This window comes from Cellulosimicrobium sp. ES-005 (assembly GCF_040448685.1).
Classification (GTDB): Bacteria; Actinomycetota; Actinomycetes; order Actinomycetales; family Cellulomonadaceae; genus Cellulosimicrobium; species Cellulosimicrobium cellulans_G.
On record NZ_CP159290.1, the window covers coordinates 3,435,578 to 3,448,754 of the forward strand.

A 13,177-nucleotide genomic window follows, 5' to 3' on the forward strand; every position below is an offset into this window, starting at 1 on the left:
GCTGCCAGCGCACCGGCTCTCCTCGAGGGATGCGCTGGCCCGAAGGATTCGTCTGCCGCCGCTGCTTCCAACGCGCCACCCGCCACCACGGAACCTGCCCCGCCTGCCACACCGAACGCCTTCTGCCCGGCCTGCGCGACGGCGATCCCGTCTGCGCGCCCTGCGCCGGCATCGACTACGACTTCACCTGCACCCGGTGCGGCGCCGAGGACGAGCACCGCCGCGACCACCAGTGCGCACGCTGCGTCCTGCGCGACGACCTCACCACCCTGCTCGACGACGGCACCGGACAACCCCGTCCCGAGCTCGTCCCGCTGATCGACGCCCTGTGCTCCCAGGACCGGCCCCGCAACGCCTTCATCTGGCTGCGCAACCCCGACGTGACACGCATCCTGCGAGCCCTCGCCGACGGCACCACGGCCTTGTCGCACGCCAGCCTGGACTCCGAACCCGTCCGCGCGACCGCGAACCACCTCGACGCGCTCCTGACCCAGCTGCACATCCTGCCCGAACGCGACATTACGATCGCCACGTTCGAACGCTGGCTCGCGGACCGGCTCCCTGCCTACCCGCCCGAGCACACCCAGCTCCTGGAACGCTTCGCGACCTGGCACCACCTGCGACGCATACGCCAGCGAGCCGACGCCGGAACCCTCAAGCCGGGCGCGGCGAACAGCGCCAAGCAGGAGATCACCGTCGCCGCACAGTTCCTCGCCCACCTCGCCGACCACGGCGCGACCCTGCCCGAAGCGACGCAAGGTCACATCGATACCTGGCTCGCGCCCGGCCCCAGCACCCGATACGTCGCGCGCAACTTCGCCCACTGGGCGATCCGCAACCACCTGATGCCCGACCTGGACTTTCCCCGCCGCCTCGCCAAGACCGCGCCCGTGCTGACCCAGGACGAACGCCTCACCCTGCTCGCCCGGGCCCTGCACGACACCACCAGGTCGACCACGGTCCGCCTCGCAGCCGTCCTGCTGCTCCTCTACGCCCAACCCGTCGCCCGCATCACCCAGCTCACCACCGGCGACGTCGACCTCGAAGCGGACCCGCCCACCATCACCTTCGGCGACGACCCCGCCATCCTGCCCGGCCCCGTCGCAGCCCTCGCCCGCGACCACCTCACCGACCGGCCCAACACCCACACCACGACCGGCAAAAACTCACCCTGGATCTTCGTCGGCTACCGCCCCGCGCGTCCCCTGGACCCGAACTACCTCATGGGCAAACTCCGCGGCGCCGGCATCGACCTCCGCGGCGCACGCAACGCAGCCCTACGACAACTCGTCCTCGACATGCCACCAGCCATCGCCGCCGACACCCTCGGCTACGCCTACACCACCACCGAACGCCACGCGCGCGACGCTGGCACCACCTGGGCTGCCTACCCCCCAGAACGATGAACTCGCACCAACGCGATACGTACTGCTACCTGTATGTCCGTATGGACCTGGTCTGTGGCGGCCAGCACTGAGCGGCGCGACAGGATCGCACCCCCGCGCTCTCGACCTCACCAGCGCCCGGCTACGGGGAGATCTAGGCGACGTGCGACCGACACTCGGGGCAGACCAGCACGGCCGATGCTGCCTCGTCACGCGTGACCGAGCAGTGGTACTGGCACAGGATGCTGACCCGGTGCGGGATCCGGGTTCCCGGGATCGAGCCCCAGGCGACGATGTGCAGCACGCGGGCACGAGCGGGGCCGCCGCAGCCTGGACAGTCGACGGTGATCCACTTCTCGATGACGGTCATGGCGGACCACGCTCTCGGCTTGTCTTCACGACCCTTGACGGTCGCGGTACGTCGTCCGGGTCGGGAGGCACGCCGGTAGCGGGCTGCTTCACGACCGGCATTCCCCACGACACGAGGCCGCGCTACCGACGATGCACCGTGCGGGGCCCGCTCGCCACGCGAAGGGGGTCGGGGTCGGTGGGTGAGTCGTCAGGTGCGCCAGGCAGGGTCGAAGTCCGGGTGCTGGGCGTAGGGCGTGGCGAGCGCCCGCAGGATGCGGTCGCCGACGAAGGCGATGCCGCTCTCGGCGCGGTCGTTGCTGTCCCGCTCGAGGTCGGCGGTCATGTCGTACCCGGTGGCCTCGTACGCGAGGGTGATGATGCGCCGTCTCACCGCGCACTCGGTCAGCAGCCGCGACCGTGACCACGGCGTCGGTGGCCCCGACTCGTCCTCGAGGCTCGCGCACGCTGCTTCGTCCTCGTCGATCCGGGCGAGCAGGAACTCGGTCAGCGCCATCGGCCCATCCTCCCACCCGCTGCTCGACGACCCTGGCGCACGCTGCGAGCAACCCTTGCCGGTGTAGTGTCGAAGTGTGGTTGATCGCCGGATCGGCCCACGTGACGCCGATCGAGATGGCTCTCGGACGCCGGGCGAAATGGATGCCCCGGACGAGGAGACCTCGGGTGCGCGGTGGGACGATGACGGGGGTTATGAACCCGACCTGGAGGACGAACCGATCTCCTTGAGTGGGGCGCCTGGCGCCTCACCGACTGCCGCGACGGCAGCGGACGCGAGCCGGCCCGCCGGTTCCGAGGATCGGACGACGTCATGAGCACCACCACCCCTACCCCCACCTCTTTCGGGCGGGTGCAGGACACCGCGCTGGAGTTGCGGGGGGTCCTGGACACCGCGCTGCCGCGCGAGCTCGGCACCGAGGCCGAGCCCCAGCTGTACACCGTGACCGCTGTGTTCTCCCGCCGCGTGTCGGGCCCGGAGCAAGCGTTGCTCGAGCTCCCCGCCGTCACCGCGCGGCTCGCCGACCGCGGGTATCCGGGCATCGTCCTGCGGGTGGAGGACCGGCGCCTGCTCGTCGAGAACACGAACCTCGCCATTCTCTCGGGCGGGCTGGCCCACGAGATCGCGACGGTTCTGCGCGACGTCGAGGAGACGATCACGAACGAGCGGACGCGCAAGGCCGACGAGCTGGCCGAGTGGCGCGCGGCCGAGGTGCTGCGCACGGCGAGCGTGAAGGCCGAGGCCGACCGTGTCCGCTTCGAGTGAGGCGCGGCAGCCCCTGGCGTTGACGGGCCGCGTGCGGCCTGCGGCCCGATCGACGGCTCGGGACTACTCGGTGCTGGCGAAGATCGTGCGCGAGTCGGGTCTGCTGCGCCGGCGGTACGGCTACTACTGGACCCGGCTCGTCCTGACGGTCGCAGCGTTCGGTGCCGTCTGGGCGGGGATTGTCCTGGTGGGTGACTCCTGGTGGCAGCTCCTGCTGGCCGTGGTGCTCGCTCTCGTGCTCGCCCAGCTCGCGTTCCTGGGCCACGACAGCTCCCACCGGCAGGTGTTCCGGTCCCGTGCCTGGAACGACTGGACCGCACGCATCATCGCGAACGCGCTCGTCGGGCTCAGCCACGCCTGGTGGACCGGAAAGCACGACGCCCACCACGCCGCCCCGAACCAGGAGGGCCACGACCCCGACATCTCACCGGGCGTGATCGCGTTCACGCCCGCCGTCATGGCGAGCAGGCACGGCTGGAGAGGGTGGCTGGGCCGCCGGCAGGGCTGGTACTTCTTCCCCCTGCTCGCCCTCGAGGGCCTCCACCTGCACGTCGCGAGCGTACGCCGGGTGCTCGGCCGCCGGCCCGTGCCGCACCGTGGCGTGGAGGTCCCGGTCCTGCTCGCGCGGCTCGCGCTCTACCTGGTGGCGCTGGGCCTCCTGCTCCCCCCGACCCTCGCGGCGGCGTTCCTGGCCGTGCAGCTCGCAGTCTTCGGCATCCTGCTCGGGGGGGCGTTCGCCCCGAACCACAAGGGCATGCCGATCGTCCCGGCGACCGCGGACGTCGACTTCCTGCGCCGCCAGGTCCTCATGTCCCGCAACATCCGCGGCGGCCCGGTCGTCGACTTCTTCATGGGCGGTCTCAACCGTCAGGTCGAGCACCACCTGTTCCCGAGCATGCCGCGCCCGAACCTCAGGCGCGTCCAGCCCCTCGTGCGCGAGTACTGCTCCCAGCTCGGCGTGACCTACACCGAGGTCGGGTTCTTCACCTCCTACCGGATCGTCGTCCAGTTCCTCAACGACGTCCCCGGCCGAGCCCGCGACCCGTTCACCTGCCCCCTGGCCGCCAGCCTCGGACGCTAGCGACTCGGGCCGCCGGCGCACAGCCACTCCCAGGTTCGCTCCCAGGTACGAAGCGTAGGGTCACGATATCCGTGGCGAACGTGCCCCGTCTGAGGTGCGCGGGCCCGGAACCGCAAGGAGGCCGCCATGGCCACCACCCCGCTCACCTCTGCCACGAACGGCAGCCCAGTCTCTCGCCGCACGAGCCCAGCAGTCACGTCACGTAGCGCTTGGACCGAACACGGGTATGTCCCGCCGCCACGCAGCCGCACCGGAGCCATCTGGGTCGGCCTGTGCATTGCCGCGCTCGTCCTGGTCGCGCTCATCGTGTTCATGCTCCAGAACACCCAGCTCGTGCTCATCTCGTTCCTCGGCTGGCAAGGCTCCGTCCCCCTCGCCCTCGCCCTGCTCATCGCGGGAATCGGCGTCAGTATCGTCGCCCTCGTCGTCGGCACCCTCCGCATCCACCAGCTCCGCCGACGCCTCGCACACCGCCTCTAACGCCCGCGACATCACACCCACCCATGACCGACGACCGCGAGACCTCGCCACAACGCCCCACCGACCTGCTCGGCGAGATCGACGCCTCCCAACGCCAGATGGAAGCCGTCGTCTCCGTCGTCGACCAGGGCTCGCCCATAGACCTCATCCACTACGTCGCCGCCCGCGCCCGTCTCGACGCCGCGATCGCCCAATGGAACCTGCGCGCCTCGACTACCTAGACGCAGCGGCGTGCGCCGCACCTGCGCGGCGGGCCGCGCCTGGCCCTCGACGAGGTCGACGAGGAGGCCGCCGTGAGCATGAGCAGCCACCGGTCCGGAGCGTGACGCCACTCTCGTCGAGGTCGCGCACAACGCGCGCGACCTGGACTGCCGACCGGCCGAGCCATTCGCACTACCTCAATACGCACCGCTACCGGTATACGGTGGCATATCGGTTTCGGGCGCTCTGTCGTCGCTCCCCTGTGCGACCAGCGCGGCCACCTCGTCAGCGCGGTAGCTGCGGTGCCCTCCGAGGGTGCGGATCGCGGAGATCTGGCTATCTGTGCCCAGCGGTCACGGTCTTGATGCCGACGCGGAACATGTGTGCGACCTCGGCCGGTGTCAGCAGGTCGGGCCCCTGATCCGCTTGTCGGGTCATCGCGCGTCCTTGCGGTGGCTCGCCCGCGTACGCCGCGGTACTTCGAGCTCGGTCAGTCTGGCGCGGTCCCCGGGCTTAGCAGCGTCCAGGTCTCGGTGTAGGTCGGTACATCCCAGCTCACTCGGACATGGACTCTCGGAGGGAGCGAAGCCGCAGTTTGGGACGTGGGCTGGACGTGTCCGTCTGCGCTCGGCCTCGCACCGTTCTCTAGCCTCTGCCACTCCTGCCGGTGCGTGTGAGCATTCCTGTGATGTGATCGAGGAGGAGGTCCAGAGCCGACCAGTCCTGGAAGCGCATCTCTTCCGGAGAGGAAGTTGCTGCCTCGACCTTTCGCTTGAACCTCTCTTGAACACCCGCCTTGTCAAGGAGCTCTCCTTGATAGGCGCCCACGGATCGGACGTATCCTCCCCACCGAACAGGAACGAGGTCCTTCCCGTCGGAGAGCACGTCGGTGCCGAGGAACAGCTCGATCGAGACCGCCAGACCGTTGACATCCATCAGTCGGCGTCCTTGTGCGCCGATGGTTGGATACACCTGTGCGAGGTCCAGCTCCGGTAGGCAAGTGACCTGGATGTTCGAGGGCAGGCCCTCCCCCGGCAAGGTGCGCAGCACATCTCGGGCGGCTGCGTCGTTGTCGAACAGAGCCAGCACACGGTTGGGAACCGCTGCGGCAGCGAAAGCCCGGACGGTCTGCCGCAGCGCCCCGGCACCGCCCTCGGCGCGCTGGGCGAAGTCAGGAAGCTTGATGTATCTGGTCAGGTGAGGGCGTCGCAGTCGGATCGCGGCGGCAAGCACCTCGACGTCGAAGCGTCCTTCTACCAGCACGATGGGAGGCACCAGGCCCTCGCTGCTTTCTACCGCAAGGCCTCGGGCTACTGACTGCGGGTCGGTCGGGGGGGCGAGCCATCCGCTTTCGAGCACGTCTGCCAGGTTGAGCGTGATTGTCGCGGTCTCCGGTAGTGCCTCCAAGACGGCACGCAGGTAGAAGCGCGGATCGTGCGCCTCCCACACGCTCATCAATCCGGACGCCGACCGGGGGTCTTGCCGGCCTCCGAACCGATCGACGGCGTCGCCACGCTCGAGTCCGCGCGCCAGATCGGCGATCCACGTCTCCCAGCGCAGAGCTGCCCAGTAGTCAGCCCGCTCCTTTGCGTCGCTGCTGAGTTCTACAGTCGTGTACTCGGCGTGAATGAGCAGTTCCAGGTACTCACGTTGGTCGTTGGCTATGGTCGCAAGCTCGGCTGCGACCACGTCTCGGGAGACGCCGACGAGATCTAGTCGGTCGCGCAGGACCTTTCCTGTCGTGCGAAAACCGAGCAGGTGTGCGTCGTCGACCTCCTCCTCGTACGACGTGAACGTTGCGGCCGCTTGGCCACTGAGCTCGATCCAGTCGTCCTCGGTAAAGAGCATCAGAAAGAACTCGTCCACGCCGTTGCGGAACCAGCAGATAGGTCGCCCGTCGTCCAAGTACGCCGCCGCATAGCTACTCACGAGCGAGAGTGTCGCAGACGTGGCCCCTGGTAGAGCGCTCGTGCCTCCGCTCACCCTGACCCGCCGCCGGCGGCACCACTTCCTCCAGCGGCACCTCGGGCCTGGACCTGACGAAGCGCAGTGGGTGGCGCCAGGACTTCCCGGACCAGGCGACGTCCGCGGAAACCTCGACCACGAACGGCTCGGCGAGCGGTGAGGTCGATCGGCGCCGAGTGCGGGCTGAACCCCGATGCCCGGCGTGCAGTCTTCGCTCGCAGGCTCCCCACCCTGTAGGTGCTTGGTGAGGAACTACCGCGCGGTAGGTGTAAACACGGGTAGTTGCAGGTAGTCTGTAAGGTATGACTGCCACGACCACCACGTTGAAGGTCCGGGTGAGCACCCGAGACAAGTTGCGGGAGTACGCCGTCGGCCAGGCGGTCACGCTTGACGTCGCGATCGACCGCCTGCTGGCCGAGCACGCCGAGCGCGAGTTCTGGGCGGCGATGGCCAAGCTCGCCCCCGGCGAGTACCAGGCCCAAATGCAGGCCGAGGGCCAGTGGCCATCGGACGACGACTACGGATTGGAGGACACCATGGCTAAGTCGCAGCCGCCGGCGCAGCCCGCGCCGGCACCTACGTCCGAGGACTAGTGATGACCTCTTCTCTCCCCCGTCCCGACCAGATCACCCAGGGCCAGATCGTCTGGCTGAGCATGGACCCGACCCAGGGCCGTGAGCAGGCCAAGCACCGCCCGCACCTAGTGCTGTCCCTGCCCCCGACCCACCGCGCGACGCACATCCTGACCGGCGTGCCGCTGACGTCCACCGACCGCGGGTGGCCGATGCACGTGCAGTGGTCCCCCGGCTCGTTTGCGATGTGCGAGCAGGTGCGCTCGTTCGCCTACCAGCGCATCACCAAGGTCGAGCCCGACGTCCACGACGTGTCCGCGATCCTGCGGACCGTGGACATGCTGTGGGGCCGCGGCACGCCGTGACGCAGTGACCTGACCGAGCGGGCTTGGGCCCCGGCCATTCGGCCGGGGCCCTTCTCGGGTGCGGCTACTTCACCGCGGCGGCCCGCTGTCCCCCACGCCTGGCATGCTGCAGACGTGAACCAGCTGCATGGCATTGGGATCGAGGGCTACAGGTCGTTCAGCCACGGATCGGCGCAGTATCTCGCGCCCATGGCAAAGATGAATCTCGTCGCGGGCCAGAACAACGCCGGGAAGTCGAACCTGCTGCGAGTCATCGCGGGCTCCCTGCCTGGTGGGCGGCGTGCCTCGCAGGCACACCCGCTTGACATGCCAGTGGGCGCAGGGGCCGATGACGGTCCTGCGCGCGTGTCGATCGCGTTGCCGACGGAGGTGTTCGCTGAGGCTCTTCGGGCCCGTGTCGGCTCCCGGCTCGGTGCGCGTGACTTCGCCGCCATGGTTGCTCGTTTTCAAGAACTGCTGGGGCAGCCTGGGCTCGAGGATCTCCTCTGGTACCGGTACGTCTTCAAGAATCCAGGACTTGAGCTCGACACCGACTGGGTCCTCGAGCGCGACCAGGAACAGACCAGCAGCCACCGCGAAGACTCTCGCTTCCTGTCATCGGCTATTCGCAGCATGTCTGGAGGTTCGTCACATGAGGACCTCCAGAGAGTCCTCACGACGATGGATCCAGTCGGCAACCTTCCCCCGGCCGCCACGATCTCGGCGTTTCGTCGAATCGAGACCGGTGACCAGGAGGGTTCACTTGATGGCGCCGGTCTGATCCATCGCCTGGCTGAACTCGAGCGACCCGAGGCCGTCGGCCACGATGAAGAGCGCGCCAAGTTCGATGCGATCCAAGAGTTCACGCGAACCGTCCTCGACGATCCCGGGCTCACCTTGACCGTGCCCACGACGCGAAACACGGTCAACATCCGCCTGTCAGAGGGTGGAGTACTCCCGCTCGAGCACATGGGTACTGGCATCCACCAGGTCGTGATCCTCGCTGCAGCCGCGACCCTCCTGACAAATACCGTCGTGTGCATGGAAGAGCCGGAGATCCACCTCCACCCCCTCCTGCAACGCAAGCTGCTGAACTACCTGGCCCACGAGACGACGAACCAGTACGTCATCGCGACTCACTCGGCCCACATGCTCGACGCCGACGTGGCATCGATCTTCCATCTCACCCACGACACGCGCTCCGGCACGAAGCTCGACCGGGCCACGACCCCCGTCCAGAGGGCGGGCATTTGCGCCGATCTTGGCTACCGCGCCTCGGATCTTGTCCAGGCGAACGCGGTGGTCTGGGTTGAGGGCCCGTCAGACCGGATCTACATCCGCAAGTGGATCGAGCTCCTCGAGCCGAGCATGGTCGAGGGGATCCACTACTCGATCATGTTCTACGGCGGTCGGCTACTCAACCACCTCACGGCCGATGACCCCGATGTCGATGAATTCATCTCCCTGCGCAGACTCAACCGCCAGATCGCGATTCTGATCGACTCGGACCGGATCAAGCCTAGAGCGCGGATCAACGCGACGAAGAGGCGTGTCGTCGACGAGCTCTCGACCGAGGGGTTCGCCTGGGTGACGCACGGCTACACGATCGAGAACTACGTGCCCTTCGAGGACTTCCGAGCGGCGGTCGTGGCACGACACGGCGGCGCGCGCCTCGAAGCAGTCGATCGGTGGGGTAACCCTCTAGCTGCGCCGGCCCTCACGGGCGTTAAGCAGCCCGACAAGCTCGGGATCGCTCGCGGTGTTGCCGAGCGCTTGAGGCCGGACAGCTCGTGGCCGTATGACCTGCGAGAAAAGGTCCGCGGTCTGGTCGACTTCATCCGCGCCGCGAACTGACCAACGCCTGGTGCTCGTGGCCTACTCGCATCCGACTCCGTCACCATCTCGGTCGAGCTTGCGGGAGTATCCGGGCTGGCCTTCGTAGATGGGTGCGGCACCTGCTGCGCGGACGGCGTCGCAGTTCTTGTAGAACGCGGGTGCGGGTTCTGGTTCGGGCTGCGGTGTGGGTGCGGGCGGCGGTGCCGGGGCTGGGTCAGGGACGATGACCGGTGCGGTTTCGGGCTCGGGCACGACCACCGGGTCAGGCACGGGCACGGGTTCGGGTGCTGGGGGCTCGGCGGCGGCCTCGGCCTGAACGTAGGAGCCGACGGCTCCGTCGGCTGCGGGCAGGAGTTGGTCGGGGCAGGTGGTGAGGATGCGGGCGATGGCGTCGTGCTCGGCCTGGGTGACCCATAGCTTGTAGGTGGCCTTGACCGCGACCTGGCGGGCGACGTACTCGCACCGGAACGCCTTGTTCGGTGGCAGCCAGGTCGCCGCGTCCCCGTCGCCCTTGGCCTGGTTCGTCGGTCCGTCGACCGCGAGCAGGTTCAGCGGGTCGTTCGCGAACACCCGGCGGGTGTCGGCGTCGAGCTGTTGAGCGCCCTTCTGCCACGCGTCCGACAGCGCGACGACGTGGTCGATCTGCACGGCGCTGGACGTCGCGTTGCCCCGCTGAAACATCGGGTATCGGATACCCTCGTCGCACCGGTAATCGACGACGTACGAATGGTGGCCGCGATGGTCCCCCGAGGGACGGCCAGGCGCCTGAACTCAGCTCGTGCAGCGAAGTGCGCCGGACACCCCCGACGCGGCATCCCCACTCCCAGGTGGGTAGGGGCTCTCAGCAGGGTTGAAGCTGAGTTGGAGTCGTCGCTCTCCCGCAGGAGCAACCCGCAAAGGGCCTGCGGGAGAGTCAGGCGGACTCGCCTTCCGATCACATGTCCTTCCGCACACGACCGCTCACTCGCAGGCCGTGGGCGCGCAGCGTCCGGGCGAACGGGCGCAGCTCGCGCCTGGCGGCCCTCGTGCTCTCGGGAATCGAGAAAGTGTGCTTGCGCTTGTGGCGGTCCACCAGGCGAAGTACCTCACGGTTTCGGGTCTTGACGTGCCACCCCTGGGCTTCCGCTGCGCGACAGATGTAGTCGATCTCGTCTTCGAGACGTTTTACATCACCGGCGGGGTTAGCGATCGTGAATGAGCTGCCGGCACCTCCGCGCGCAGCCTTCTCCGCCGACCTCCGCTGCCTAGCGCTCTGGCCAGCTAGTCGCTGAGTTGTCGCCGGAGTCGGGGCTTCGGTCGCTTGGCGCGGGCCAAGCTTCTTGATCTGCTCCACAGCGTCGAGCAGGCCGCCGGTCAGGGAGGCTCTGACGTTGCTGTCCTCGCGCTCCGCGTACGCCGAGAGCAGCGTGAATCCACCGAGGTCCGACGGCAGCTTGACCCCCTCCTTTGGGGGCAAGATGAAGACCCGTTCTGGTCCGATCACACCCATGAAGAGGCCCAGCTCAAAGACAACGTTGTCCCGTGGGGCCTTACCGACGACCTGCCGAGACTCGACCATGTCGTCTGCCGACAAGACCAGGACGGCAAAGTCGGACTCCCTCGCCTCTCCGACGAGTGATTGCAGGGTCGTCTGAGAGGCACCGAAGGTCCCCTGGTTCCACACCGTGCACTCGATGTTCGCCTCACGCTTGCTCTCCAGAACGACCTGGAGGTTCTGGGCAACAGTGAGCGCCTCGGACGACGACCCGATGAAGACGTGCAACTTACTCAACCTGAGCACCTCCGGGGCGCGACTATGCAAACTTCTCCGGCGCCCCGTCTGACGCCGCACCGCCGTGCTGGTGAGGGAGAGCGCCCCTTCTGGCCGAGCCAGCCTATGTCCCGATCGCGTCCATGTGCCGGTAGAGCGTGTCGCGCGAGACGCCGAGCGCGCGCGACGGCGGCTCGGGACTGCCCGCCGGCTAGCGCGACACGCGCGGCCGCTCCACGGTCGGGTGTCATGACGCTCGGGCGGCCGCCAACACGGCCGCGGGCGCGGGCGGCGGCGAGGCCGCCGAGGGTGCGTTCGCAGGCGAGGTCGGCTTCCATCTGCGCGACGGCGGCGAGCACGTGCACCATGAGCCGCCCGGTCGCGCTCGAGGTATCGATCGTCTCCGTGAGCGACCGGAGCGTGACGCCGCGCTCGTCGAGGTCGCGCACAAGGCGCGCGACGTGCGCTGCGGAGCGTCCGAGCCGGTCGAGCTTCGTGACGACGAGCGTGTCCCCCTCCCGCAGCCCGGCGAGGAGTCGGGCGAGCTCGGGGCGGTCCTCGCGGCGCCCGGAGGTCTTCTCCACGACGACGTCGCGGACGTCGACGCCGCCGACGTCGGTGAGCGCGTCGACCTGAGCGTCGAGGCTCCGCGCCGTGGTGGAGACCCGGGCATACCCGTAGACGTGTGCCATGTCGGCGACGGTAGCGAAAACCCCTGGGTCGCGTTCTGCGTCACCGGGGTTTTCGGGCACTAGTTCTGCGACATGTTCTTGCGGCGTGTCGCGGTTGCCGTCGAGGTGTCCGGGAAACGGTCGGTTCTGCGGTGTCAGACAACCTTGTTGGAAGTCACCAATCCGCTGCCCGCCCCGGGCGGCGAGAGCCGATGGGCGAGACGTTGCGCGTCGCAGTGGACATACCCGAGTAGGGCTGAGCCGCGGTCGCGTTGCCAGGGCCGTCCGATCGCGTACAGCCCGGGCACGGGGGTGGTGTCACCATCGACGACGAGGGCGCCGCCCTCGTCGAGCGCGCCCGGGATGATCCAGGTGTCGTCGTGCCGGTACCCGGTGGCCTACACCACCGCTGCGGGCCGCAGGCTGTGACCGTCGACGAACTGGACCGTGCCGCGGTCGGCCGCCGCGGCCCGGGAATGGAACGTGACGCCGGCGGCGCGCAGGGCGCGGCGCGGAGTGCCGATGACGGGCTCGTTCGCGCTCAGGCGGCGCCCGACGAGCGAGGTGGGCGGGGCGTGGATCGCGCGGGTGGTGGTGAGCCACCAGAACAGGTCCCGCCCCAGGACGCGCTGCGGGAGCTCGCGCAGGCGCGCACCCTCCGACAGGTGCACGGCCCGCCCGGCCCTGGCGAGCTCGAGCGCGATCTGGCGTCCGGAGTTCGCGCCCCCGACCACGAGCACCGGCCCTGCGGGGAGCAGGTCCGGGCGCCGGTAGTCGTCGGTGTGGGCCTGCTCGACACCCGCGCCCAGACGGGCCGTGAACGACGGCGTCCAGAGCCGGCCGAACGCACCGGTGGCCACGACCACCCGGCCTGCACGGATCGTCTCCCCACCGGCCAGCTGCAGACGAAAGTCGCCTGCCGCGCCCTCCAGGCGAGTGACCTCGGCGCCGGTGCGCACGGGCAGGTCGAACCGTGTCGCGTAGTCCTCGAGGTAGGCCGCCACCTCGTCCTTGCCGGGGTAGGACCACGGGTCGGCGGGGAACGCCGCCCCGGGCAGGGCGTCGTACCGCGCGGGGGTGAACAGGCGCAGCGAGTCCCACCGTTCCGCCCATCTCGCCCCCACCCTCTCGGCGCGCTCGAGCAGCAACGCATCGCCGCCGCCGCGGGTCAGGTAGTACCCGAGCGCGAGCCCGGCCTGACCCGCGCCGACCACGACGACGTCGCGCACGTCATCCGGTCCCCCTGAAGTGCTCACGGCGCA

General features: G+C 68.8%; 15 protein-coding genes and 1 pseudogene. 8 read left to right on the top strand and 8 right to left on the bottom strand.

Features of this window, described 5'->3' with window-relative positions:
* The first annotated feature begins 29 nt into the window (after window positions 1-29).
* The gene (locus tag ABRQ22_RS15360; protein WP_353707353.1) at window positions 30-1,406 is read left to right on the top strand and encodes a hypothetical protein; all 1,377 of its coding nucleotides are present in this window, start codon (window positions 30-32) and stop codon (window positions 1,404-1,406) included.
* 133 nt (window positions 1,407-1,539) lie between these two features.
* On the opposite strand, the gene ABRQ22_RS15365 is transcribed toward ABRQ22_RS15360, so the two are convergent.
* Window positions 1,540-1,755: a hypothetical protein gene (locus ABRQ22_RS15365; protein WP_114554365.1), complete on the bottom strand. Its 216-nt coding sequence runs from the start codon at window positions 1,753-1,755 to the stop codon at window positions 1,540-1,542.
* Window positions 1,756-1,944: 189 nt separating this feature from the next.
* Window positions 1,945-2,250, bottom strand: coding sequence for a DUF6221 family protein (locus tag ABRQ22_RS15370; protein ID WP_053369165.1), 306 nt, complete (start codon window positions 2,248-2,250; stop codon window positions 1,945-1,947).
* A gap of 312 nt (window positions 2,251-2,562) precedes the next feature.
* Between ABRQ22_RS15370 and ABRQ22_RS15375 the strand changes: the two genes are divergently transcribed.
* The 4 genes from ABRQ22_RS15375 (at window position 2,563) to ABRQ22_RS15390 (ending at window position 4,797) form a co-directional block, all read left to right on the top strand.
* Window positions 2,563-3,015 (top strand): hypothetical protein, encoded by a 453-nt coding sequence (locus ABRQ22_RS15375; protein ID WP_353707354.1) that lies wholly within the window; start codon window positions 2,563-2,565, stop codon window positions 3,013-3,015.
* 70 nt (window positions 3,016-3,085) lie between these two features.
* The gene (locus tag ABRQ22_RS15380; protein ID WP_353707355.1) at window positions 3,086-4,096 is read left to right on the top strand and encodes an acyl-CoA desaturase; all 1,011 of its coding nucleotides are present in this window, start codon (window positions 3,086-3,088) and stop codon (window positions 4,094-4,096) included.
* A 126-nt stretch (window positions 4,097-4,222) separates the two neighbouring features.
* Complete coding sequence (locus tag ABRQ22_RS15385) at window positions 4,223-4,576, top strand: lipopolysaccharide assembly protein LapA domain-containing protein (protein WP_024839775.1); 354 nt, start codon at window positions 4,223-4,225, stop codon at window positions 4,574-4,576.
* A gap of 23 nt (window positions 4,577-4,599) precedes the next feature.
* Window positions 4,600-4,797 carry a hypothetical protein gene (locus tag ABRQ22_RS15390; RefSeq protein ID WP_114553697.1) on the top strand — a complete coding sequence of 66 codons (198 nt, stop codon included), beginning with the start codon at window positions 4,600-4,602 and terminating at the stop codon, window positions 4,795-4,797.
* Between the two features lie 177 nt (window positions 4,798-4,974).
* Here ABRQ22_RS15390 and ABRQ22_RS15395 read toward each other — a convergent pair.
* Both ABRQ22_RS15395 and ABRQ22_RS15400 read right to left on the bottom strand, forming a co-directional pair.
* Window positions 4,975-5,215, bottom strand: a pseudogene (locus ABRQ22_RS15395) (MerR family DNA-binding transcriptional regulator).
* Between the two features lie 207 nt (window positions 5,216-5,422).
* Complete coding sequence (locus ABRQ22_RS15400) at window positions 5,423-6,706, bottom strand: HEPN/Toprim-associated domain-containing protein (RefSeq protein WP_353707356.1); 1,284 nt, start codon at window positions 6,704-6,706, stop codon at window positions 5,423-5,425.
* Window positions 6,707-7,044: 338 nt separating this feature from the next.
* Here ABRQ22_RS15400 and ABRQ22_RS15405 point away from each other — a divergent pair, with 338 nt between their 5' ends.
* The 3 genes from ABRQ22_RS15405 (at window position 7,045) to ABRQ22_RS15415 (ending at window position 9,512) form a co-directional block, all read left to right on the top strand.
* Window positions 7,045-7,335, top strand: a complete 291-nt coding sequence (locus tag ABRQ22_RS15405) for a hypothetical protein (RefSeq protein ID WP_353707357.1) — start codon at window positions 7,045-7,047, stop codon at window positions 7,333-7,335.
* A 2-nt stretch (window positions 7,336-7,337) separates the two neighbouring features.
* Window positions 7,338-7,679 (top strand): type II toxin-antitoxin system PemK/MazF family toxin, encoded by a 342-nt coding sequence (locus tag ABRQ22_RS15410; protein WP_353707358.1) that lies wholly within the window; start codon window positions 7,338-7,340, stop codon window positions 7,677-7,679.
* 114 nt (window positions 7,680-7,793) lie between these two features.
* Entirely contained in the window at window positions 7,794-9,512 is a 1,719-nt protein-coding gene (locus ABRQ22_RS15415; protein WP_353707359.1) for an AAA family ATPase, read from the top strand.
* A gap of 21 nt (window positions 9,513-9,533) precedes the next feature.
* Here the strand turns inward: ABRQ22_RS15415 and ABRQ22_RS15420 are convergent, their stop codons facing one another.
* The 4 genes from ABRQ22_RS15420 to ABRQ22_RS15435 form a co-directional block, all read right to left on the bottom strand.
* Window positions 9,534-10,142 carry a DUF1524 domain-containing protein gene (locus ABRQ22_RS15420; RefSeq protein ID WP_353707360.1) on the bottom strand — a complete coding sequence of 203 codons (609 nt, stop codon included), beginning with the start codon at window positions 10,140-10,142 and terminating at the stop codon, window positions 9,534-9,536.
* Window positions 10,143-10,428: 286 nt separating this feature from the next.
* Window positions 10,429-11,256, bottom strand: a complete 828-nt coding sequence (locus tag ABRQ22_RS15425; protein ID WP_353707361.1) for a nucleotide-binding protein — start codon at window positions 11,254-11,256, stop codon at window positions 10,429-10,431.
* A 5-nt stretch (window positions 11,257-11,261) separates the two neighbouring features.
* A complete protein-coding gene (locus ABRQ22_RS15430) occupies window positions 11,262-11,936 on the bottom strand; it encodes a recombinase family protein (protein WP_353707362.1) in 675 nt (224 codons plus the stop codon).
* A gap of 377 nt (window positions 11,937-12,313) precedes the next feature.
* Window positions 12,314-13,171 (bottom strand): NAD(P)/FAD-dependent oxidoreductase, encoded by an 858-nt coding sequence (locus ABRQ22_RS15435; RefSeq protein ID WP_353707363.1) that lies wholly within the window; start codon window positions 13,169-13,171, stop codon window positions 12,314-12,316.
* Window positions 13,172-13,177: the final 6 nt, after the last annotated feature.

What these genes read in the sequence shown, in the direction of transcription:
- ABRQ22_RS15360 (WP_353707353.1), top strand. Translation starts at nt 30, where the DNA reads ATGCGCTGGCCCGAAGGATTCGTCTGCCGCCGCTGCTTCCAACGCGCC.
- ABRQ22_RS15365 (WP_114554365.1), bottom strand. Translation starts at nt 1,755, where the DNA reads ATGACCGTCATCGAGAAGTGGATCACCGTCGACTGTCCAGGCTGCGGC.
- ABRQ22_RS15370 (WP_053369165.1), bottom strand. Translation starts at nt 2,250, where the DNA reads ATGGCGCTGACCGAGTTCCTGCTCGCCCGGATCGACGAGGACGAAGCA.
- ABRQ22_RS15375 (WP_353707354.1), top strand. Translation starts at nt 2,563, where the DNA reads ATGAGCACCACCACCCCTACCCCCACCTCTTTCGGGCGGGTGCAGGAC.
- ABRQ22_RS15385 (WP_024839775.1), top strand. Translation starts at nt 4,223, where the DNA reads ATGGCCACCACCCCGCTCACCTCTGCCACGAACGGCAGCCCAGTCTCT.
- ABRQ22_RS15390 (WP_114553697.1), top strand. Translation starts at nt 4,600, where the DNA reads ATGACCGACGACCGCGAGACCTCGCCACAACGCCCCACCGACCTGCTC.
- ABRQ22_RS15405 (WP_353707357.1), top strand. Translation starts at nt 7,045, where the DNA reads ATGACTGCCACGACCACCACGTTGAAGGTCCGGGTGAGCACCCGAGAC.
- ABRQ22_RS15410 (WP_353707358.1), top strand. Translation starts at nt 7,338, where the DNA reads ATGACCTCTTCTCTCCCCCGTCCCGACCAGATCACCCAGGGCCAGATC.
- ABRQ22_RS15430 (WP_353707362.1), bottom strand. Translation starts at nt 11,936, where the DNA reads ATGGCACACGTCTACGGGTATGCCCGGGTCTCCACCACGGCGCGGAGC.